We start from the raw sequence: 19,753 nt of genomic DNA, 5'->3' as shown, positions 1-19,753 counted from the left end.
AGGCGCGCCCGCCCGACCCACCTTGGGTTTTTTGCGGCGAGATGATTGTCTAGCCGAAGGAACTATGAGGAGGGCAGCGGTGAGCCGTCAGATCGTTTCCATCGTGGGTGGCAAGGACGCGGAGTCCGCGTCCACGTACGACTCCATCAACCCCGCCCGCACCGGCGAGATCGTGGCCCGGGTCGGGCTGGCGGACGCCGAGACGTTCGCCGCCGCCTGCCGTACGGCCAAGGAGGCGCAGCGCGAGTGGGCCAAGGTGCCCGCGCCGGTGCGCGGCCGGGTGATCGCCTCGATCGGGCGTCTGGTGGAGGCGAACGCCGAGCGCCTGGCGGCGCTGGTGACCGAGGAGATCGGCAAGCCGTACGGTGAGGCGCTCGGCGAGGTCAGGGAGATCGTCGACACCTGTGACTTCTTCCTCGGCGAGGGCCGCAGGCTGTACGGGCAGACGGTCCCGTCGGAGATGCCGGACAAGAACCTGTTCACCTTCCGCACGCCGGTCGGTGTGGCGGCGGTGGTGACGGCGGGCAACTTCCCCGTGGCGGTCCCGTCGTGGTACCTGGTGCCGGCGCTGCTGTGCGGCAACGCGGTGGTGTGGAAACCCGCCGAGTACGCAGCCGCCTCCGCCCACGCGATGTACCGGCTGTTCGTGGCGGCCGGGCTGCCCGACGGCGTGCTGAACATCGTGTTCGCCGACGGCGCGGAGACGTTCAGGGGCCTGGAGCTGGCCCTTGAGGCGGGCAGCGTGCAGAAGGTGGGCTTCACCGGTTCGAGCGCGGTCGGCAGGAAGATCGGCGAGCTGGCCGGTCGCCACCTGCAGTCGCCCTGCCTGGAGCTGGGCGGCAAGAACCCGATGGTGATCATGCCGGACGCGGATCTCGACCTGGCCGTGGAGGGCGCGCTGTTCTCGGGGTTCGGTACGGCGGGCCAGCGCTGCACGAGCCTCGGCACGGTGATCGTGCACGAGAGCGTCCACGACGCGTTCCTCGAGCGGTTCGTACGCGCGGTGGACGCCGCCCGCATCGGCGACCCGCGCGAGGACGTGCTGGCCGGGCCGCTGCTCGACCAGAAGTTCGCCGACCGCTACGAGGAGTACCTGACCTGGATCGAGCCGCATCACCGCGTGGCGACGGCCGCGAAGGGCCGCATCACGAAGGACAACCCGCGCGGCGACTTCGACGGCGCTGACGGGCTCTACTACCACCCGGTGGTGGTGGACGGCGTGCGGCCGGGTGACCGGCTGTTCATGGAGGAGACGTTCGGCCCGATCGTGGGCGTGACGTCGTTCTCGACGCTGGACGAGGCGATCGAGCTGGCCAACCTGCCCGGGTACGGCCTGTCCAGCTCGATCTACACGACCGACGCCAAGAACGCCTTCCGCTTCCGCGAGGGCATCTCGGCGGGCATGGTCAGCGTCAACAACTCGACCTCGGGCGCGGAGGCGCACCTGCCGTTCGGCGGCAACGGCAAGTCGGGCAACGGCAGCCGCCAGTCCGGCATGTGGGTGCTGGATCAGTTCACCCGCTGGCAGGCGATGAACTGGGACCACTCGGCAGGCTGCAGAAGGCGCAGATGGACGTCGCGGAGATCGTTCCCGACCTGGACTTCCGCCTGGCCTGAAAACGCGCTGACGGGCCCCCGCTCCCGCGAGGGGCCCGTCAAGCAGGGCAACGCGTCAGATCGCCGGGGTCAGACCTGGCCGGCCTTCTCCAGGGCGGCGCAGCAGGTGCTCACCAGCAGGCGGGTGACCACGTACGGGTCGACGTTGGCGTTGGGGCGGCGGTCCTCGATGTAGCCCTTCTTGTCCACCTCGACCTGCCACGGGATGCGCACCGAGGCGCCGCGGTCGGACACGCCGTAGGAGTACTTGTTCCACGGCGAGGTCTCGTGGTGGCCGGTCAGGCGCAGCTCGATGTCGGCGCCGTACTGGGAGACGTGCTCCATCGGCTTGTCGCCCTCACCGAGCGCCTCGCAGGCGGTGATGATGGCGTCGTAGCTCTCGCGCATGGCCTTGGTGGAGAAGTTGGTGTGCGCGCCGGCGCCGTTCCAGTCGCCGCGGGCGGGCTTGGGGTCGAGGGTGGCCTCGACGCCGAACTCCTCGGCGGTCCGGTAGAGCAGGTAGCGGGCGACCCAGAGGTGGTCGGCGACCTCGATCGGGCCGGCCGGGCCGACCTGGAACTCCCACTGGCCGGGCATGACCTCGGCGTTGATGCCGGAGATCTTCAGGCCGGCGGCGAGGCAGCGGTCGAGGTGCAGCTCGACGATCTCACGGCCGAACACGGCCTCGGCGCCGACACCGCAGTAGTAGTGGCCCTGCGGGGCGGGGAAGCCGCCCTCGGGGAAGCCGAGCGGGCGGCTGCCCTTGAAGAAGGTGTACTCCTGCTCGATGCCGAACCAGGACTCCTGGGCGGCGTACTGCTCGGCGACCGGGCGCAGCAGGGCGCGGGTGTTGCTGGCGTGGGGCGTGCCGTCGATCTCCTCGACCTCGCACAGCACGAGCTTGTTGTCGCCGCCGCGGATGGGGTCGGGGCAGACGAACACGGGCCGGAGCACGCGGTCGGAGGAGTGACCCTCGGCCTGGTTGGTGCTGGACCCGTCGAACCCCCAGACCGGCGGCTCGGCCCCGTCAGCCAGGATCTTCGTCTTCGAGCGCAGCAGAGCCGTCGGCTCGGTGCCGTCGATCCAGATGTACTCAGCCTTATAGCTCACGGCGGTCCTTTCGGGGTTCTTCTCAAGCCACGCCGAGTCTTACGGACAGCCGTTTCCCGGTTTTTGCTCTGATGTGAACGCCGTGTTAATCAGGATTCCGCCTGCATGTTCCCATCGGCCCCGACTGTAACAGTGGTGTTAGGGCCACCCGCGCCGCACCGGGGCCCGTTGGGATAGCGCCCCTTGGGGGTGGCCCGCACCGTGCCCTCGAGCAGCGGCCGCGATCCGGCGTCGAGCAGCGTGAGCCGTACCTCCACCGGTCGCGTGGGCAGCCCGGCGACGCCGGCGAAGCCGTGCGTGTCGCCGGTCGGCACGGCCGTCGCCGCGCACGTGTCGCCAGAGCACGTCTGCCCGCTCGCCCGCGTGCTGGGCAGCAGCTCGGTGCGGGTGCGCCGGCAGGAGCCGTCCCAGCAGACCTCCAGCTCGGCCGCCTGCGCGCGGGCGGCGAGCGGCGCGCGCACCGTGACGCCCACCCCCACCGGGGTGCCGATCGCCGTGCACTCCACCCCGCCGCCGCAGGCGACGGAGGCGACGCAGGTCAGGAGCAGGGCGGCGGTCAGCGGCGCGCGAGATCGAAGCACACCCTCAAGACGGAGGGCAGCGGGCGGCGGTTCACGGGGGCGTGCGAACATCGTCTCGGGGGGATTTCGACATGCACGATCTGTGGTTCGGCGCGTTCCTGTCGCCGGAGGCCGAGGGGCGCGAGCGGCTGCTACGCCACGTGACGCTGGCCGACCGGCTCGGCCTGGATCTGGTGGGGGTCCAGGACCATCCGTATCAGGAGGGGTTCCTGGACACGTGGACGCTGCTGTCGGTGGTGGCGGCGCGTACGGAGCGGATCCGGCTGGTGCCCGACGTGGTGAACGTGCCGCTGCGGCCGCCCGCCGTGCTGGCGCGCGCTGCCGCCTCGCTCGACCTGCTCAGCGGCGGCCGGGTGGAGCTGGGGCTGGGCGCGGGGGCGTTCTGGGACGCGATCGCCGCGATGGGCGGGCGGCGGCTGTCTCCGGGTGAGTCGATCGAGGCGCTGGCCGAGGCCGTCACCGTGCTGCGGGCGCTGTGGACGCCGGGCGCGCCGGTGACGTTCGAGGGCACGCATCATCGGCTGCGCGGGGCCAAGCCGGGGCCGTTGCCCGCGCACCCGATCGGCATCTGGATCGGTGCGATGAAGCGCAGGATGCTGGAGCTGACCGGGCGGATGGGCGACGGCTGGCTCACCTCGTCCTTCCACAGCCCGCCCGAGGCGGTGGCCAGGCAGGCGAAGGTGCTGGACGCGGCGGCCGAGGACGCGGGGCGCGACCCGGCCGGCATCCGCAAGGTCTACAACGTGGGCGGCGTGTTCTCGCCGCTGCCGGGCCGCGGGTTCCTGGAGGGGCCTGCGGCGTTGTGGGCGGAGCAGCTCACGGAGCTGGTGTTCGAGGTGGGGATGACCGGGTTCGTGCTGGCGCCGGGCGAGGACGCCGAGCGGGACCTGCGGGCGTTCGCCGAAGAGGTGGCGCCGGCCGTGCGCGAGGCCGTGTCCAAGGAAACGGCCAGGGAACGCGGCGCGCCGGGGAGCCGGCCGAGGCGCCCGTCACACTCTCTTCTCCCGCGCCCGCCTGGGCCGACCTCGACGAGGACGACCGTCCGCGCATGCCCAAGCGGGACCCGGCCGCGCTCACGCCCGAGCAGCTGCGCATGGGCAGGCATCTCGTGCAGGTGCACAACGGCTACCGGCAGGAGCTGCGGCAGGTCCAGGACGCGGTGGAGCAGGTGGCCGCGGGCCAGGGGGACGCGGGCGCGCTGCGCTCGGCGATCAACCGGCTGAGCGTGCGGCAGAACCACTGGACGCTGGGCACGTTCTGCGCCACCTTCAACCGGCTGCTGACCGTGCACCACACGATCGAGGACGAGTCGATGTTCCCGGCGATCCTGGAGCGCGACTCGACGCTGGCACCGGTGATCAAGAAGCTGGAGCAGGAGCACGAGGTGATCGCCGAGATGCTCGGCGAGCTCGACGCCGCGTGCGTGGCGCTGCTTGCTGATCCGGCCGCGATCGAGCAGGTGCGGGCCGGGGTGGACCGGCTGGTGCAGGTGCTGTCGTCGCACTTCGCGTACGAGGAGGAGGAGCTGGTCGAGCCGATCGCCCGGCTCGGCATCCGCATCTGAGCCCCGGTCAGGCGCCGGTCAGGCTCTGTCGTGCTCCTCGTGGGCGCGGCGCACCAGGGAGATCAGCCGGTCGTCCACGAGGTCGCGGTGCCTGGCCGGCAGCGCGCGCAACCGGGCCTCCTCGTCCAGCAGCCGCCGGTAGATCTCCTCGCGTACCTCCGGGTCGCGCTCGATGTCCAGGTACTGCTGGGCGTGGCGGCGGACCCTGGACACCGTGTTGCGGGAGCGCCCGCGCGGGCTGAGCAGCGAGGCGATCACGGTGATCGCCAGCACGCCGATGATCACGCAGAGGGACAGCCCGGTGCTGATCTCGACGACCTTCACCGGCTGGCCGTCGTTGATGAACGGCACGTTGTTCTCGTGCAGCGCGTGCAGGATCAGCTTGACGCCGATGAAGCCGAGGATGACGGCCAGGCCGTAGGTCAGGTAGATGAGGCGATCGAGCAGGCCGTCGATGAGGAAGTAGAGCTGGCGCAGGCCCAGCAGGGAGAACGCGGTCGCGGTGAAGACGATGTAGACGTTCTGGGTGAGGCCGAAGATCGCGGGGATGGAGTCGAGCGCGAAGAGGATGTCGGTGCCGCCGAGGGCGATCATGACGAGCAGCATCGGGGTCATCTCGCGCCGCCCGTTCCGGGTGGTGAACAGCCGGTCGCCGTCGTACTCCTGGCTGGTGCGCACGAGCCTGCGCGCCGTACGCACCATGAGGTTGTCCGGTGAGTGGCTCTCCTCCCCCTCCGGCTTGAGCAGGTTGCCCGCGGTGATCAGCAGCACGAGGCCGAACACGTAGAAAACCCAGGCGAACAGGTTGATCAGCGCGGCCCCCAGCACGATGAACGCGCTCCGCGCGAGCAGCGAGAAGACGATGCCGAACAGCAGCGCCTTCTGCTGGTCGGCGCGCGGCACCTTGAAACTGCTCATGATGACGAGGAAGACGAACAGGTTGTCCACCGACAGCGCCTTCTCCGTCACGTAACCGGCGAAGTACTCCGCGCCCGGTTCCGAGCCGCCGAACCACCACACGCCCACGCCGAACAGCAGCGCGATGCCGACGTACAGGGCGGACCAGATGGTCGCTTCGCGCAGGGTGGGCACGTGCGCCTTGCGGACGTGGAAGAAGAAGTCGAACGCCAGCAGCGCGACGATCCCCAGGATCGTCAGCCACCACACCGCCGCTGATACGTCCATCGGGCTCCCCCACGGCTGGCCGGGCCGTCGTGGGGGCTGCGACTGCTCGCGTGCGCGTACTCCTCGCAGGGTGGTACCCGATACGGCGGCCATCCCACCATGGGACCCGTACGGTTCAGCGGCAGGAGACAGAGGGGAGCGCCGTGACAGAGCCCGCGTTCGACGCCGAAGGTCTCTTCGGAGACGACTATCTCTACTTCTTCGCCGACCACCTCGACGCCCGCGGCGACGCCGAGACCGATCTGGTCTGGCGGCTGCTCGATCTGCGGCCCGGCATGGAGGTGCTGGACCTCGCCTGCGGCCACGGGCGGACGCCAACAGGCTCGCCGCGCGCGGCTGCCGCGTCACCGGCCTGGACTCCTCGCAGCCCTTCCTGGACCGCGCCCGCACAACGGCCGGCGAGCTCGGCGTCACCGTCGACTACGTCCACGGCGACATGCGGCGGCTGCCGTGGACGGGCCGCTTCGACCGCGTCGTCAGCTGGTTCACCGCGTTCGGCTACTTCGACGACGCCGATGACCGGCGCGTGCTCGCCCAGGCCGCCGCGGCGCTCAAACCAGGCGGCAGGCTCGCGCTCGACCTCAACAACTACGCCGCCGTCGTCCGCACCTACCAGGCGTCAACGGTGGTCGAGCGCGACGGCGACCTGCTCATCGACCGCTACCGGCTCGATCTGCTCACCAGCAGGAACGTGGTCAAGCGGACGGTCGTCCGGGACGGACGGGTGCGGCACGTGCCGTACTCCGTGCGCATGTTCACCTTCCCCGAGCTGCGCGACCGGCTGCTCGACGCCGGGTTCGCGGCCGTGCGGGGCTTCGGCGCGGACGGCGGGCCGCTCACGATGGACAGCCGCCGCATGATCGTGGTCGCCGAGCGCTGACCTCGCTTCGGTGCGGTTTCGTTCACGTACGTCCGGTGCCGTCGTAGCCGAGCAGGCGCATGGCCGTGGCCGGGTCCAGCGTGGCGGCCAGGAATTGGGCGCGTGCGTGCGCCTGGTCGCGTTCGCGTTCTGCGGCGAGCTGCGCCGTACGCATGCGTCTCACGGCCGCGTACGCCAGCCCCGCGCCGACGATCACCGCCACGATCACCACGAACAGCACGAACAGCAGCCCCGCTGACGGGACGCCGGGCTCGGCCACCGCATCACCGCCCGCCCCGACGATGGTGACGCCCGCCCTGCCGCCCGGCTCGGCGACACCGCCGGTGCGAGACAGCGTGCCCGTGACGGCCAGCGCGGTGAGCAGGGAGAGCAGGACGAGGACGAGGGCGCTCGCGACGACGGCCCAGACCCGCCCGGCGGTCCGCCGCCACACCGACGACCCGGCCCCCGCCGCCGCCGGAGCCGTCGCCGGAACCGCCGGCGGGGCCGACGGCTGCGCCGGCTGCCCGGGTGGCCGAGCGGACGGTCGTCCGGGCCGCTGGGCGAACGGCTGCCGGGGCGGCGCCGCGGCGGCCCAGGGCACGAACTGCGGCCGGTCCCCCGGCACGGCGGCCCCGGGCGGCACGGCGGCCTTGGGCGGCAGGGCGGCACCCGGTGGCAGGACGGCCCCGGGCGGCAGGGCGGTGCTGGGCGGCACCGGCGGATCCCTGTCGATCGGGCTGTGCGCCCAGTGCGCCTTGACGGCGTCCCGGTGGTAGTCCTCCAGCGCCTGGTAGAACGCGTCGGAGGCGTACACGGTGCCGTCGATCAGCGGCCCCCGCTCGGCGCGGATGACCGCGACGGCGTCGTCACCGTCGAGCGTCCCGTGCGTCTCCAGCGCGTGCGCCAGGCACAGCACCTCGCGGCGGTGTTCCCGCAGCAGCTCCCCGGTCCGTTCGAGCAGCCGGGCGAGGCCGGCCTCGACACGCTCGCCGACGGCGCCGGGCGCGGGCCTGATTTCCAGCTTCTGGAGCGCGGGCAGGGAGGCGAGGCCGGTGCCCATCCCCCAGCGCGACTCCATCGAAGCCATCAGGTACGTGGCGGCGTACAGGTCCTCGGAAACCCCGCAGGAGCTGTCGCCGCCGAAGAACATGCGCTCACCCGCCAGCGAGGCGAGGGCGACCATGATGTCGGCCTCGTGATCGGACTTCCACCGGGCCTCCTCTGTCCTGACCGGACCGAGGTGGCAGGTGCCCTTCTCGACGGTGGCGACGTCGAGATCACGGTGGGGGCGGGTGACGTACGCGATGACGGCGTGGCACGCCTCGTGCACGGCCAGGGCGTGCCGTTCGGCGCGCTCGACCTCCTCGGCCGCCCCGAACCGCTTGAGCCGTCTGGCCCGCAGCATGTCAGACCAGGTGATGACCTCCCGTCCGGCCCCGATGGCGGCGATGAGCGCCTCGTTGACGAGGTCCTTGATCTCGGCGCCGGTGGCGTACGGGGTGACGGCGGCGAGCCTGTCGATCTGCTCGGCGGTCAGCTGGTGCGCCACCTTGCCGAGGCATCCCTGGAAGATGCGCACGCGCCCGGCCTTGGACGGATGGCCGACCTGGTAGACGCGGTCGATACGGCCGGGCCGCAGCAGCGCCTCGTCGAGCGCGTCGGGCCGCCCGGCGGCCATGATCACGAAGATGCGGTACGCGGGCGGCGGCTCGGGCGGCATGCCGAGCAGCGGACGGACCAGCCGGTTGACGAACCCGCGCGGCCTGGTGAGCCCGGTCAGCTCGGCGGTGAGGGATCGCAGGACGCCGGAGCCGCCGAGCGCGTCCGCCTGGTCGAAGAAGACGACGACGCCGCCATGGCGCGCTGCGAGCCCGCGCAGCCTCCTGAACAGGAACCTGACCTTGAGGACGCCGAGTCCCATGAACGTGTTCGAGTCCACGTACACGTAGGGCTTGCCGGTCTCCCCTGCCACCGCCTCGGCCAAGAGCGACTTGCCGGTGCCGGGCGGCCCCCACAGCAGCAGGCCGCCGGGCACGTACCCGCCGCGCCGCTCGATCTCGTCGGGCCGTTCGAGGACGACGATGTCCTCGCGTACGCGCTCGACGACGTGGTCCTGCCCCCACACGTCCCGCAAACGGGTCGTGATGTCGCCGGGAAGATACGTCTCGACGCCGCCCCGAGCAGCGTGTACGAACCCGCGCCGGGCATGCGCGAGCGCGGCCCGTGCCGTCTTCACCAGGGCTTACCTCCGCTTAACGGATCACCGCAGAGGTTGTGCCCGTTTCTCGCGGATTGAGGCCCGATTGCGCGCAGAAATTCTTGACCAAATCTTGGCCGCGCGTTGGCTTTACTTGAGATACGGCATCCGAGGGCCGGGGGCGGGTTCGCAACGCGGAGTTCCAACGTTCATGCAACCTCCCATTGGTTCATCTCGGGAAGTAGCGAAAGATATGAGGATCCCTTCCGACACCCGCGGAGTGCGCAATGACAGAACCCGCCATGGAGACCGTCGACTCCTTCGGCATGACCGCCGAGCGGATCTTCGCCGAGGTCTGGTCACGTCCGGTGCTGTCGGTCAGGGAGCGCCGGCTGCTCCTGCTCGGATTGCTCGTCGGCCAGGGCCTGCATGACCTGCTCGACGTGCAGCTCGACGTCGCCCTGCGCGCCGGAGAGCTGAACGAGGCGGAGCTGCGCGAGGTGGTGATCTTCCTCACCCACTACGCCGGCTGGGCCCGCGGCGCGAAGCTGAACGACCAGGTCGAGTCGCTGATCGAACGCGTCAGGCAGGATCGACGCGATCGAGCGGACCCCGCAGGCTGAGCGCGTAAAGCTCGCCGCCCGCGTCCTCACCGCACAGAACCCGGCGCCGCCCTTCGCGCCGGCCGGCTGCCGGTCGGCCTCCTGCCAGGCGTTCTCGTGCCGAGGTCCTGGCCGTGGTGGGGCGGGCGGCGGCGTGCCGGGAGCCGGGGCGGCCGGCGTGCGTGCCGGCAGGGCACCGGGCAGGAGCGCTGAGGAGCTCACGGCCGCGACGAGGCGCACGGGCCTCATCCTGCCACGAACGTTAGGGTTCAGACATGCCTACCGCACTGATCACCGGCGCCACCTCTGGGATCGGCGCCGCTTTCGCCCGGCGCCTGGCCGCCGACGCGTTTTCGCTCGTCCTCGTGGCCCGGGACGAGCTCCGTCTTGCCCGCACCGCCGACCAGCTGAAGCTGAGATACGGCGTTCCCGTCGAGGTGCTGCCCGCCGACCTGGCCACCGAGGAGGGCCTGGCCAAGGTGGAGTCACGCGTGCGCGAGGGCGTCGATCTCCTGATCAACAACGCCGGTTTCGGCAACGCGGGCCACTTCCCCGACGTTCCCGCCGAGCGCGAGGTGCGCATGCTCAGGGTGCACTGCGAGGCGGTGCTGCGGCTGACGCTTGCGGCCCTGCCCGGCATGCGCGAGCGCGACCGCGGCGCGATCGTGAACGTGGCGTCGGTGGCGGCGTTCTTCACCCGGGGCACCTACAGCGCCTCGAAGGCGTGGGTGGTGAACTTCAGCCAGTCGGCCGCCGCCGAGGTGGGCAACCCGCGCATCAAGATCATGGCGCTGTGCCCCGGTTTCGTCAGGACCGAGTTCCACCAGCGTGCGTCGATGGACACGTCGTCGATCCCGGGTTTCCTGTGGCTCAAGGCGGACGACGTGGTGCGCGCCGCGATGCGGGACCTCGCGCTCGGCAAGCGGGTGTCGATCCCCGACCTGCGTTACAAGACGATCGTGGCGGTCGGGAGGCTCGTACCGCGCAGCGTGCAGGAGAAGGTGTCGCAGCGGATCGGCCGCTGAGGGCCGCCGCGCCGTACACGCGCCGGGGGCTCTGAAGAAGAATGGGCCCCCGCCGCGGGAGGGGGTCGCGGTGGGGGCCCGGACGGTCGCGGGCGTCTAGCCGCGACCGGGAATGGGAGGCCGGTGCCTCAGCGGTTGGCCTCGTGACCGATGGCCAGACCCGAGGACGCGTCGAAGAAGTGCATGTTGTGCGTGTCGACGACCAGGTCGATCTGCTGGCCGGGGCGCACGTGGCTGCGGGCGTTGACGCGGGCGGTCCACAGGGACTTGTCGCCCGACAGCGGCAGCGAGGCGTCGTCGTCGTCACCGGCGTCGGCGGCGGCCACGGTGTCCTTGTGCTCGACCGGCGGGGCGTCGATCAGGAACAGGACGTTGATCTCGGAGCCCAGCTCCTCGGTGACCTCCGCCTTGACGGGCAGCGTGGCCCAGCCGTTGGCGTGGTTGCCGGCGGAGGCGGCGTCCTCGAAGTCGGAGGGACGGATGCCCAGGATGATCTTCTTGCCGATGTACTGGTCGAGGCCCGGCTTGTCGGAGAAGGTCGACTCGGGGATCGGCAGCTTGACGTCGGCGAAGGCCACCGCGGGGCCGTCGTCGGTGCGGACCAGCTCGGCGGTGACGAAGTTCATCGCGGGCGAGCCCATGAAGCCGGCCACGAAGAGGTTGACGGGCTTGTCGAACAGGTTCTGCGGGGTGTCGACCTGCTGGAGGATGCCGTCGCGGAGCACGCAGACGCGGTCGCCGAGGGTCATGGCCTCGACCTGGTCGTGCGTGACGTAGACGGTGGTGACGCCGAGGCGCTCGTGCATCTGGTTGAGCGAGGCGCGCATGGAGACGCGGAGCTTGGCGTCCAGGTTGGACAGCGGCTCGTCCATGAGGAACGCCTGCGGCTCACGCACGATGGCGCGGCCCATGGCGACACGCTGACGCTGACCACCGGAGAGCGCGGCCGGCTTGCGCTTGAGGTAGGTCTCCAGGCCGAGCATCTTGGCGGCCTCGTTGACCCGCTTCTGGATCTCCGGCTTGGGCATCTTGCGGAGCTTGAGGCCGAAGGCGAGGTTCTCCTCGACCGTCATGTGCGGGTACAGCGCGTAGTTCTGGAAGACCATCGCGATGTCGCGGTCCTTCGGCGGGAGGTGGTTGACCACCTTGCCGCCGATGGCGATCTCACCGGCGCTGATGTCCTCCAGGCCGGCGATCATCCGGAGCGCGGTCGACTTACCGCAACCGGACGGGCCGACGAGCACCATGAACTCGCCGTCCTTGATTTCAAGGTTGAGTCCGTTCACGGCCTTGACGCCACCGGCGTAGACCTTGTCGACGTTCGTCAGAACGATGGATGCCATGACATTCCTTCGCGCTCCAGGGCTGCAGCCCGGATGTTGGTCCCGTTTCCCACTTGCGTGGATACGTTTTCAAGCATCTCACCCGAAACGGACATGAGTGTCAAGGGTTACGGCATGACCAGCCTTTGTCGTCTCTAAACCTTTTCCTTTACCGGAAACCATGATGGAATCGTTTCCATGGCGAAGCGGGCGACGATCAAAGATGTGGCGGAGGCGGCCGGCGTGGGCGTCGCCACCGTCTCCCGGGTGCTGTCGGGAGGCTCGGCCAGCCCGCAGACCCGCGAGCGCGTTCTGGCCGTCGCCGCGCAGCTCGACTACCGCCCCAGCGCGCTCGGCCGCAACCTGCGCCAGCGCCGCACCGGCGGCATGGGCCTGCTCGTTCCCGACCTGACCGACACCTTCCACGCGCAGCTCGCCGAGGGCGTGCTCGCCTGCGCCCGCTCGGCCGGTGAGCCGGTGGTGATCGGCTCCACGGGAGGCGACCCCGAGCAGGAGTCGGAGCTGATCGGCATGCTGCTGGAGCAGAGCGTCGACCGGCTCATCGCGGTGCCGTCCGGCGACGAGGAGAGCTGGGCGCCGGCGATCCGCGCCGGCATGACGGTGGTCTTCGCCGACCGGCTGCCCGCCGCACCGCCCGTGGAGGAGGATCCCGCGGTCAGCGCCCTCAACGACCTGCTGCTGCTCGACGGCGCCGCGCCTCCTCCGGCCCGCGCCAAGCCGCTGGACGTGCCGTCCGTGGTGGCCGACGACCGGGGCGGCATCCGTACGGCGGTGCGCTACCTGCGCGGGCTCGGCCACCGGCGCATCGCCTTCATCGGCGGCCCAGGCCACGACCGGCGGGCCGCGGCCTTCAGGGAGGCGGTGGGCGAGCCGCTGGACGAGGAGCTGATCGTGTTCGGCACCGGCAGCCGCGACTCCGCCTACGCCGCCGCCTCCGGGCTGTTCCAGAGCCGCCCCGACCTGACGGCGGTGGTCGCGGGCGGAAACGTGCTCGGCGAGGCGGCCGTGCTCGCGGCCAGGGAGCTGGACCTGCGGGTGCCGAGGGACGTCTCGCTCATCATGTACGACGACGTGCCCTGGGCCGAGCTGTGCTCACCGCCGCTGACCGTCGTCGCCCAGCCGGGACGCGACATGGGCTATCGGGCGGCCGAGCTGGTGCTGCGCTCGGGCGGGCGGCGGCAGCGCTCGGTGGTGCTGCCCACGGAGCTGATCGTCCGGGGTAGCTGCGGCCCCCGCCGCTGAGCCGTTTTCACGCGACGCTGGTACCCGTGCGCTGGGCCGGGCCCGACGCTCAGGAGCCGGGCGGGCGGCTCTCGTTACGCGGCGCCGCCCGTGTAGCGGCGGGGCAGGACCATCACCGGGTTGTCGTCGAGGATCACCTCGGGCGGGCCGAAGCGGGCGGCCACCTGCTTGATCTCCGGCTCGTCCAGCATCAGCAGCCGCCCGTCCTCGACGAACAGCTCGCCGTCCACCACCACGGTCGGCCGGTCCACCTGGCAGTCACAGTGGGCGAAGCCGGGCCCGGACGTCACCGGCACGCCGCCGGTCAGTCCGTCGAGCCCGCAGTAGAAGGCGCCGGCGTGCTTCTCCCGTTCGAACTGGGTGCCGCCGGCCAGCCGCACCTTCGGATTGAGCCCGAACAGCGCGTGCCGCATGTAGAAGCCCTCGGGCGCGTACCTGCGCAGCTGCGCGGCGGCCGCGCCGCCCTCGATCTTGCGGACGAGGTTGCCTTCGAGCGTGATGCGCAGCGGCTCCTCGGGGACGCCGGTGACCGTGGAGTCCTCGACGACGAGCACGCCTTCGGTCTCGGTCGGCCAGAAGTTGACACCCCCGTACGGGAACGGCCGCCAGTCGCCGGGCCGCAGCCCGCCGGGCCCGGGGTCCTCGAACGTGAAGCCGCCGAAGGTCAGGTCGGTGCCCCGCGCGGAGGTCACCCTGATCGACGAGGCCGTGGAGAGCTGCCGCAGCGCCCTGGCCACCAGCGCGTAGAAGACCTCGACGGGCAGCCGGGCGCCGGTCAGCAGCGCGCCGGCCGTCGCGGTCATGTGCAGCGACACGAACCGGGCCGAGCGCGCCCTGATCTGGTCGAAGAACAGCGGCGCCGTGTGGACCTCGCCCCACCAGGTGCCGCTGATCACCACGTCGGCCTCGCGGAAGGCGGCGGTCTCGATCTGCAGCGGCGCCTCGCGGTCCCAGCCGCCCGCGCTGAACGGCGGCACCGACAGGATGCGCACGTCCGCGTCGCGCAGCGCCGCCGCTGCGGCGATGGCCTGCACCACCACCGGGTCCACGGTGTGCTCCATCAGCAGCAGCACCCGGTCACCCGGAGCCACGCGGGCGTACTCGCACAGGTTGCGCACGCCGGGCATGAGCTCGACGATCGCGTACGGCGACACGGCGGGCTCGGCGGCGTAGGTGAAGGGCGATCCCGCGTACGGGTTGCCGGCATACGGATTGATCGTCATCACGCTCCCTGCGGGCCGACCAGCGACAACGGGGTTGATTACCCACCGGCCCGCACGCGTAGCGTCATGACTTCGTAACGCTTGGCGATCAGGCCTTCACAGGAGTTTCTCGATGGCGGCGATGACCGCCGGGTCGTCGGGCGTGGTGCGCGGGCGGAAGCGCGCCACGACCTTGCCCTCGCGGTCCACCAGGAACTTCTCGAAGTTCCACTGCACGTCGCCGGCCTCGCCCTGCTCGTCGGGCGCCTGGGTCAGCTCGGCGTACAGCGGGTGGCGGCCGGGGCCGTTGACGTCGGCCTTCTCCAGCAGCGGGAAGTCCACGCCGTACGTGGCGGCGCAGAACTCCTTGATCTCCTCGGCGGTGCCGGGCTCCTGGCCGGCGAACTGGTTGCAGGGCATGCCGACGACGGTGAAGCCGCGGGGGCCGTAGCGGCGCTGGAGCTCGACGAGGGCGGCGTACTGCGGGGTCAGGCCGCAGCGCGAGGCCACGTTCACGATCAGGGCGGGACCGCCGGAGGTGAGGGCGCCGAGCGTGGTGGGGGCGTCGTCGAGAGTGCGCAGCGGGATGTCACTGAGGCTCATGATCCGACCCTACAGAACGAGTCAGGGCCAGATTTGTGACACAGTCCTCATTTTCCGGACAAATCCCCAGAAGATGGTATATATCGTGATCTTTACTGACGATCTTCGTATACAAGGTCAATTCCCTGTCAAGGGAACCGCTCGGGCACTGTGGCGCGGTCCGTGAAACCCCCTCGAAAGGGAACCCGCATGCCCATGCTTCGCCGTACCGGCGTTCTGGTGCTGGCCGCCACGCTCGTGACGACCGGCGGCGCCTCGGCCGCACAGGCGCAGAGCTCCCAGGCCACCAGCAGCAAGAACAAGTCCATCGCCAAGGCCATGGTGGCCAAGCGCGGCTGGGACACGGCCCAGTTCAGGTGCCTGGTCAGGCTCTGGGCCCGAGAGAGCGGCTGGAACCACCGAGCGGGCAACCGCCACTCCGGCGCCTACGGCATCCCGCAGGCGCTCCCCGGCCACAAGATGGCCTCGTCAGGGCGCGACTGGCGTACCAATCCCCGCACGCAGATCCGCTGGGGACTCGGCTACATCAAGCAGCGTTACAAGACGCCGTGTCGGGCCTGGAGCCACTTCCAGTCCCACCATTGGTACTGAGCCAAACCCCAGGCTCGCTCGCTTTTTCCGTCAAGGCCCGCCCAGCCCGGGAGCGGAGCGTGCAATCCCGCTCCAGCGAGGGGGCCTTTTATCCGCAACGATCACACAAACACCCGCCCTTCGAGTGTCACTGTGAGTGACCGATGGTGACCGTGCGTAATAGGAATCGTGCTAAAGGACACGTCGCGGTGCCCTCCGGGCCGCCCAGCACGATCGGGCGGTAGCAGGATCCCGGAGGGCCGCGCGGACCCTCCGCGCCCGAGCCACGGGCGCGGACCGGCAAGGCGCGCCTCGAGCGCGCCCGTCCGCACGCGGCCCGGCAGCAAGGATCGATTTGGACAGCAAACGCGTGCTCACCGGCACACTCATCTCTGTCAGCGCATTCACCGCCATGGGCGTCACCGAGGCCACGGCCGAGACGCACCCGATCAAAGTGAGGACATGGACCACGTCGGCCCAGCCGAAGATCTCGGCCATCCGGCCGGCCAACAGGAACAAGAAGATCGCCCTGGGACACGTCGTCCAGCGCTCGTGGAACCTCCGCGAGTTCCGCTGCCTCGACAACCTGTGGACCAGGGAGAGCAACTGGAACCACCGGGCACGTAACCGGTCATCCGGCGCGTACGGCATCCCGCAGGCCCTCCCGGCCACGAAGATGCGCGTCTCCGGCCGCGACTGGAAGTCGAACCCGGAGACGCAGATCCGGTGGGGCCTTGCCTACATCAAGGGGAGGTACGGCAGGCCTTGCGGCGCCTGGGGACACTTCAGATCGCACAACTGGTACTAGCAGGCTCCGGAGGGCATCCGGCGCCGCTTCACCGGATGCCCTCCTCCGCTCCGCTCTCCCGCCTCCCGGCCCGCTCTTCGACCGCCCTGATCAGCAGGTCGAGCCCGAATCCGAACTCCGCCTCGTGATCGCACTCCCCCAACAGCCCCGCCAGCGACGTCACCTCGGGGAACAGCGCGGGATCCACACCGTCCGCACGGATCGTCCCGGTCTGCGCAGGCGCGAACGTCGGTGTCACCCCGACCTCCCGCAGCAGCGAGCCCACGATGTAGGCGATGAGCATGCGCAGCACGCGTACCGCGCCGGCCCCGTCGAACCCGGCCTCACGCAGCGTCGCGAGCGCCCGCTCCACCGGCAGCCGCCCGGCCGCCGACCGCGACTGCCTGCTGACCACGAGCATCGTGCAGCGCGGACGCCCAGCTCGGCCGCGATCCGCCGCATGGAGACCGCGTCCGCGCCCTCCCGCTCGATCAGCTCGACGGCCGCGGCGACGATCCGTTTCCGGGGCGTACCTGGTCGCCCGTCTGGTGGCCAGAGAGCTGGCGGACATGGCCGAGGAACTGGCGTTCGCCGAGTCGCGCCGCCGCCCGGCCACGCCGGACGACGGGTTCCTGCACGCGCTGCTGTCGTACGCGGCGCTCGCGGGCCGCGCCCCCACGGTGGACTTCCTCGCCCACCGCCTGGCCACCGACCTGCCGCCCGACCGGCGCACGCTGCTATGCCGGCATCTGTGTGAGCTGTTCTCGCGGGCGCTGATGACCAGACAGGGCTCGGCGTTCGACGCCTACCAGCCGGTCCGCGCGGAGGTCACCGCCCGCTGCGCCGCCTATGCCGCGAACCTCATGCTGCTCGCCGTCCTGACGGCCGGCGGGCCGCTGACCGGAGCCGAGCTGTTCCAGGAAGACCAGCAGGAGCACGCGAACGAGCGGTGGCGCAGGATGGCCCGCCTGTGGCAGTCCCAGCTCACCAGGGCCGAGTGGGACGCGCTGACCCGCACGGTCAAGGTCCGCCATCAGCTGCGCGACGGGATCAGGACGCTGGAGGTGTCATTCGAGCGGGACGCCGAGATCGATGTCGCGGACCTCGCCTTCTTCACCTGGCCGGGCAGTGGAGCGGTACCGTCTCGCCGCGTACTGTCACGCAACTCGCCCTGGATGCGGGAGATTGGCGGTGGACGCCCGCGTGCTGCCGGGACCAGACGTGCTTCGCCTCATGCGCATGGCCAACCGCCGCTATTCGAGGTACGCCCCGTTGCTGCGCATCCACGAGGTGCTGCGCGAACGCCCCGATGTGGACGAGCGGGTGAAGGTGCAGGCAGGTCTAGTCGCGGGGCAGGCGGAGGACGAGGCGGGTCTGCGGCCCTTCAATGGTGAGCTCCCCACCGTGTTCCCTGGCGATGTCCCTGGCGATCGGCAGCCCTAGCCCACTCCCCCGACATCCCGCGACCGCGTCTTGTCGAGGCGGGTGAACCGCTCGAACACCCGCTCCCTCATCTCCTCCGGGATACCAGGCCCATCGTCGACGACCTCGAGCACGGCCTGGTCCCCGCTGCTCCGCACGTGCACCTCCACCTTGGAGTCCCCGTAGCGGTCGGCGTTGGAGAGCAGGTTGATGAGGAGGCGGGCGAGGCGGAGCCGGTTGCCGCGGACGTACACGCCGGGTTCGGCGCGTACGGTGACGGGCAGCCGGGAGGGGCGGCGGGCCACCTCGTCCTCCACGAGGCGGCCGAGGTCGAGGCGTTTCTTCTTGACGGGCGCGCCGGCGTCGAGGCGGGCCATGAGCAGCAGGTCCTCGACGATGTCGGCGAGCCGCCGCGCGTCGTCGAGCGCGGCCCGCCAGTCGGCCTCGCTGCGGTCGTGCAGGCCCTCCTCCAGGCGGACCATGAGCCCGGTGATGGGGGTGCGCAGCTCGTGGGAGGCGTCGGAGACGAAGCGCCGGTGCCGGTCGACGGCGTCCTCCAGCCGGTCGAGCGTCTCGTTGACGGTGACGGCGAGCTCGGCCACCTCGTCCTGGGTGTCGGGCACGGCGACGCGGCGGCTGAGGTCCTCGGCGTTGATCCGCTGCAGCCCTCTCCTGATCACCTCGACAGGGGCGAGCACGCGGCCGACGCCGTACCAGGTGCCCCAGGCCATCAGCGCGAGCAGCAGCACGGCCGAGGCGAACAGCACCAGGCGCAGGTACGACGAGTTCAGCAGGAACGGCTCGCGGACGGCCGCGTACGCGACGACCGGACCGTAGACGGTGGCGCGGTTGCTGGTGCCGACCACGATGAGGCAGCCCTCGGGCAGGCATACGCGGGTGTCGACCTGGGAGTCGCCGCCGGTGGGCCGGGCGTTCGTGATCGGCGGCTGGCCGGCCAGCCCGGCGCTGGCGGCGACCACACGGCCGTCGTAGGTGACGACCTGCAGCAGACCGATGCCGTTCAGCGGCTGGATGGGGCCGTCGAAGCGCCGGTTGTCGATGATCGTGGTGACGTGCCGGCTGGCGGTGGCCACCTGCTCCGTCAGGTCGGCCCGCGCCCTGTTCGGCCACGTCACCGAGATCAGGGCCGCTCCGCCCAGCAGGACGACGCCGAACGACACCACGGTCGCCAGCGTCATCTTCGCCCTGATGGAGCGGCGGTTGACCATGTGACCGACTGTGCCACGTGGGCTGCAAACCCCAGGTCAAACGGATGTCGGACGTCCACCGTGGAAGCGGCGGTGCAGCTCGTGCACCTCTTCGGCCAGCTCGGGCACCGGGCCTTCGACGGTCACGCCGGGCGCGACCTCGTTGATCGGCAGCGTGCGTACGGGCGGTGGCGGCACGCCCAGCTCGCCGAGCCAGGCGGAGAGCTGTTCCGAGGACGTGGCGTACACGATGCGGCCGAGCCCGACCCAGGCGTGCGCGGCCGCGCACATCGGGCAGTGCTCCCCTGAGGTGTAGACCGTGGCGGCGGCGCGCTCCTCGGGCGTGAGGTTCTCGGCCGACCAGCGGGCGAGCGCGAACTCGGGATGCCGCGTACGATCGCCCGATGCGACGCGGTTGTGGTCCTCGGCGAGCACCTTGCCGTCGCCGGAGACCAGGACGGAGCCGAACGGCTCGTCGCCCTCCTCCAGCGCCTGGCGGGCCAGCTCGACGCAGCGCCGCAGGTACGGCAGCTCGTTCTGGTCGATCATCGACCCCTCCTTCTCCGACGTTGACCACGGTTAACGGACCGCCGAAAGTGCATGACCTTTCACGTTTTCCCACGTCATGTACAGGAAACCCACCCGAAGGCCACA

General features: G+C 70.8%; 20 protein-coding genes. 10 read left to right on the top strand and 10 right to left on the bottom strand.

Annotated features, from left to right (window positions below):
• Nucleotides 1-79: 79 nt before the first annotated feature.
• Nucleotides 80-1,792 (top strand): aldehyde dehydrogenase family protein, encoded by a 1,713-nt coding sequence (locus tag WBK31_RS06135; protein WP_406674450.1) that lies wholly within the window; start codon nt 80-82, stop codon nt 1,790-1,792.
• Here WBK31_RS06135 and glnII read toward each other — a convergent pair.
• Complete coding sequence (gene glnII / locus WBK31_RS06130; RefSeq protein WP_364067578.1) at nt 1,687-2,706, bottom strand: glutamine synthetase; 1,020 nt, start codon at nt 2,704-2,706, stop codon at nt 1,687-1,689. The genes WBK31_RS06135 and glnII overlap by 106 nt on opposite strands.
• 89 nt (nt 2,707-2,795) lie before the next feature.
• Entirely contained in the window at nt 2,796-3,287 is a 492-nt protein-coding gene (locus tag WBK31_RS06125) for a hypothetical protein (protein WP_406674449.1), read from the bottom strand.
• A gap of 71 nt (nt 3,288-3,358) precedes the next feature.
• On the opposite strand from WBK31_RS06125, the gene WBK31_RS06120 reads away from it, so the two are divergent.
• The gene (locus tag WBK31_RS06120) at nt 3,359-4,510 is read left to right on the top strand and encodes an LLM class flavin-dependent oxidoreductase (RefSeq protein ID WP_406674448.1); all 1,152 of its coding nucleotides are present in this window, start codon (nt 3,359-3,361) and stop codon (nt 4,508-4,510) included.
• Entirely contained in the window at nt 4,396-4,851 is a 456-nt protein-coding gene (locus tag WBK31_RS06115; protein ID WP_406675454.1) for a hemerythrin domain-containing protein, read from the top strand. Before WBK31_RS06120 ends, WBK31_RS06115 begins: the two co-directional genes overlap by 115 nt.
• 18 nt (nt 4,852-4,869) lie before the next feature.
• Here the strand turns inward: WBK31_RS06115 and WBK31_RS06110 are convergent, their stop codons facing one another.
• Entirely contained in the window at nt 4,870-6,036 is a 1,167-nt protein-coding gene (locus WBK31_RS06110; protein ID WP_364067572.1) for a TerC family protein, read from the bottom strand.
• Between WBK31_RS06110 and WBK31_RS06105 the strand changes: the two genes are divergently transcribed.
• On the top strand, nt 5,918-6,916 hold the full coding sequence (locus WBK31_RS06105) for a methyltransferase domain-containing protein (protein WP_406674447.1): 999 nt from the start codon (nt 5,918-5,920) through the stop codon (nt 6,914-6,916). The genes WBK31_RS06110 and WBK31_RS06105 overlap by 119 nt on opposite strands.
• A 22-nt stretch (nt 6,917-6,938) precedes the next feature.
• Here the strand turns inward: WBK31_RS06105 and WBK31_RS06100 are convergent, their stop codons facing one another.
• Nucleotides 6,939-9,134, bottom strand: a complete 2,196-nt coding sequence (locus WBK31_RS06100; RefSeq protein WP_364067567.1) for an AAA family ATPase — start codon at nt 9,132-9,134, stop codon at nt 6,939-6,941.
• Between the two features lie 248 nt (nt 9,135-9,382).
• Between WBK31_RS06100 and WBK31_RS06095 the strand changes: the two genes are divergently transcribed.
• Together WBK31_RS06095 and WBK31_RS06090 are read left to right on the top strand one after the other, a co-directional pair.
• Nucleotides 9,383-9,718 carry a carboxymuconolactone decarboxylase family protein gene (locus WBK31_RS06095; protein ID WP_364067565.1) on the top strand — a complete coding sequence of 112 codons (336 nt, stop codon included), beginning with the start codon at nt 9,383-9,385 and terminating at the stop codon, nt 9,716-9,718.
• 254 nt (nt 9,719-9,972) lie between these two features.
• Nucleotides 9,973-10,722 carry an SDR family oxidoreductase gene (locus WBK31_RS06090; RefSeq protein WP_364067563.1) on the top strand — a complete coding sequence of 250 codons (750 nt, stop codon included), beginning with the start codon at nt 9,973-9,975 and terminating at the stop codon, nt 10,720-10,722.
• 128 nt (nt 10,723-10,850) lie between these two features.
• On the opposite strand, the gene WBK31_RS06085 is transcribed toward WBK31_RS06090, so the two are convergent.
• On the bottom strand, nt 10,851-12,065 hold the full coding sequence (locus WBK31_RS06085; protein WP_364067561.1) for a sn-glycerol-3-phosphate ABC transporter ATP-binding protein UgpC: 1,215 nt from the start codon (nt 12,063-12,065) through the stop codon (nt 10,851-10,853).
• A gap of 177 nt (nt 12,066-12,242) precedes the next feature.
• On the opposite strand from WBK31_RS06085, the gene WBK31_RS06080 reads away from it, so the two are divergent.
• Nucleotides 12,243-13,307 (top strand): LacI family DNA-binding transcriptional regulator, encoded by a 1,065-nt coding sequence (locus WBK31_RS06080; protein ID WP_364067559.1) that lies wholly within the window; start codon nt 12,243-12,245, stop codon nt 13,305-13,307.
• A 74-nt stretch (nt 13,308-13,381) separates the two neighbouring features.
• Here the strand turns inward: WBK31_RS06080 and WBK31_RS06075 are convergent, their stop codons facing one another.
• Together WBK31_RS06075 and WBK31_RS06070 are read right to left on the bottom strand one after the other, a co-directional pair.
• Nucleotides 13,382-14,530: a hypothetical protein gene (locus tag WBK31_RS06075; protein WP_406674446.1), complete on the bottom strand. Its 1,149-nt coding sequence runs from the start codon at nt 14,528-14,530 to the stop codon at nt 13,382-13,384.
• Nucleotides 14,531-14,626: 96 nt separating this feature from the next.
• Nucleotides 14,627-15,112 carry a glutathione peroxidase gene (locus WBK31_RS06070; RefSeq protein ID WP_364067555.1) on the bottom strand — a complete coding sequence of 162 codons (486 nt, stop codon included), beginning with the start codon at nt 15,110-15,112 and terminating at the stop codon, nt 14,627-14,629.
• A 189-nt stretch (nt 15,113-15,301) separates the two neighbouring features.
• Between WBK31_RS06070 and WBK31_RS06065 the strand changes: the two genes are divergently transcribed.
• Together WBK31_RS06065 and WBK31_RS06060 are read left to right on the top strand one after the other, a co-directional pair.
• Nucleotides 15,302-15,703, top strand: a complete 402-nt coding sequence (locus tag WBK31_RS06065; RefSeq protein ID WP_364067553.1) for a transglycosylase SLT domain-containing protein — start codon at nt 15,302-15,304, stop codon at nt 15,701-15,703.
• Nucleotides 15,704-16,037: 334 nt separating this feature from the next.
• Nucleotides 16,038-16,490, top strand: a complete 453-nt coding sequence (locus WBK31_RS06060) for a transglycosylase SLT domain-containing protein (RefSeq protein WP_406674445.1) — start codon at nt 16,038-16,040, stop codon at nt 16,488-16,490.
• A 28-nt stretch (nt 16,491-16,518) separates the two neighbouring features.
• Here the strand turns inward: WBK31_RS06060 and WBK31_RS06055 are convergent, their stop codons facing one another.
• Nucleotides 16,519-16,890 (bottom strand): TetR/AcrR family transcriptional regulator C-terminal domain-containing protein, encoded by a 372-nt coding sequence (locus WBK31_RS06055; RefSeq protein WP_364067550.1) that lies wholly within the window; start codon nt 16,888-16,890, stop codon nt 16,519-16,521.
• A gap of 148 nt (nt 16,891-17,038) precedes the next feature.
• Here WBK31_RS06055 and WBK31_RS06050 point away from each other — a divergent pair, with 148 nt between their 5' ends.
• On the top strand, nt 17,039-17,863 hold the full coding sequence (locus WBK31_RS06050) for a hypothetical protein (RefSeq protein WP_406674444.1): 825 nt from the start codon (nt 17,039-17,041) through the stop codon (nt 17,861-17,863).
• Nucleotides 17,864-17,908: 45 nt separating this feature from the next.
• On the opposite strand, the gene WBK31_RS06045 is transcribed toward WBK31_RS06050, so the two are convergent.
• A complete protein-coding gene (locus WBK31_RS06045) occupies nt 17,909-19,120 on the bottom strand; it encodes a sensor histidine kinase (RefSeq protein WP_406674443.1) in 1,212 nt (403 codons plus the stop codon).
• Nucleotides 19,121-19,156: 36 nt separating this feature from the next.
• Nucleotides 19,157-19,648: a nucleoside deaminase gene (locus tag WBK31_RS06040; RefSeq protein WP_364067544.1), complete on the bottom strand. Its 492-nt coding sequence runs from the start codon at nt 19,646-19,648 to the stop codon at nt 19,157-19,159.
• Between the last annotated feature and the right edge of the window lie 105 nt (nt 19,649-19,753).

The sequence above is a fragment of the Nonomuraea sp. N2-4H genome (genome assembly GCF_045291505.1).
Classification (GTDB): Bacteria; Actinomycetota; Actinomycetes; order Streptosporangiales; family Streptosporangiaceae; genus Nonomuraea; species Nonomuraea fastidiosa.
The sequence above is the reverse complement of the archived record's forward strand: the minus strand, read 5'-3'. Positions and strand labels throughout refer to the sequence as shown.

Coding starts and splice junctions, on each gene's coding strand:
- WBK31_RS06120 (WP_406674448.1), top strand. CDS start 3,359: ATGCACGATCTGTGGTTCGGCGCGTTCCTGTCGCCGGAGGCCGAGGGG.
- WBK31_RS06105 (WP_406674447.1), top strand. CDS start 5,918: ATGGTCGCTTCGCGCAGGGTGGGCACGTGCGCCTTGCGGACGTGGAAG.
- WBK31_RS06110 (WP_364067572.1), bottom strand. CDS start 6,036: ATGGACGTATCAGCGGCGGTGTGGTGGCTGACGATCCTGGGGATCGTC.
- WBK31_RS06095 (WP_364067565.1), top strand. CDS start 9,383: ATGACAGAACCCGCCATGGAGACCGTCGACTCCTTCGGCATGACCGCC.
- WBK31_RS06090 (WP_364067563.1), top strand. CDS start 9,973: ATGCCTACCGCACTGATCACCGGCGCCACCTCTGGGATCGGCGCCGCT.
- WBK31_RS06085 (WP_364067561.1), bottom strand. CDS start 12,065: ATGGCATCCATCGTTCTGACGAACGTCGACAAGGTCTACGCCGGTGGC.
- WBK31_RS06080 (WP_364067559.1), top strand. CDS start 12,243: ATGGCGAAGCGGGCGACGATCAAAGATGTGGCGGAGGCGGCCGGCGTG.
- WBK31_RS06075 (WP_406674446.1), bottom strand. CDS start 14,530: ATGACGATCAATCCGTATGCCGGCAACCCGTACGCGGGATCGCCCTTC.
- WBK31_RS06070 (WP_364067555.1), bottom strand. CDS start 15,112: ATGAGCCTCAGTGACATCCCGCTGCGCACTCTCGACGACGCCCCCACC.
- WBK31_RS06065 (WP_364067553.1), top strand. CDS start 15,302: ATGCCCATGCTTCGCCGTACCGGCGTTCTGGTGCTGGCCGCCACGCTC.
- WBK31_RS06055 (WP_364067550.1), bottom strand. CDS start 16,890: ATGCTCGTGGTCAGCAGGCAGTCGCGGTCGGCGGCCGGGCGGCTGCCG.
- WBK31_RS06050 (WP_406674444.1), top strand. CDS start 17,039: ATGGCCGAGGAACTGGCGTTCGCCGAGTCGCGCCGCCGCCCGGCCACG.
- WBK31_RS06045 (WP_406674443.1), bottom strand. CDS start 19,120: ATGGTCAACCGCCGCTCCATCAGGGCGAAGATGACGCTGGCGACCGTG.
- WBK31_RS06040 (WP_364067544.1), bottom strand. CDS start 19,648: ATGATCGACCAGAACGAGCTGCCGTACCTGCGGCGCTGCGTCGAGCTG.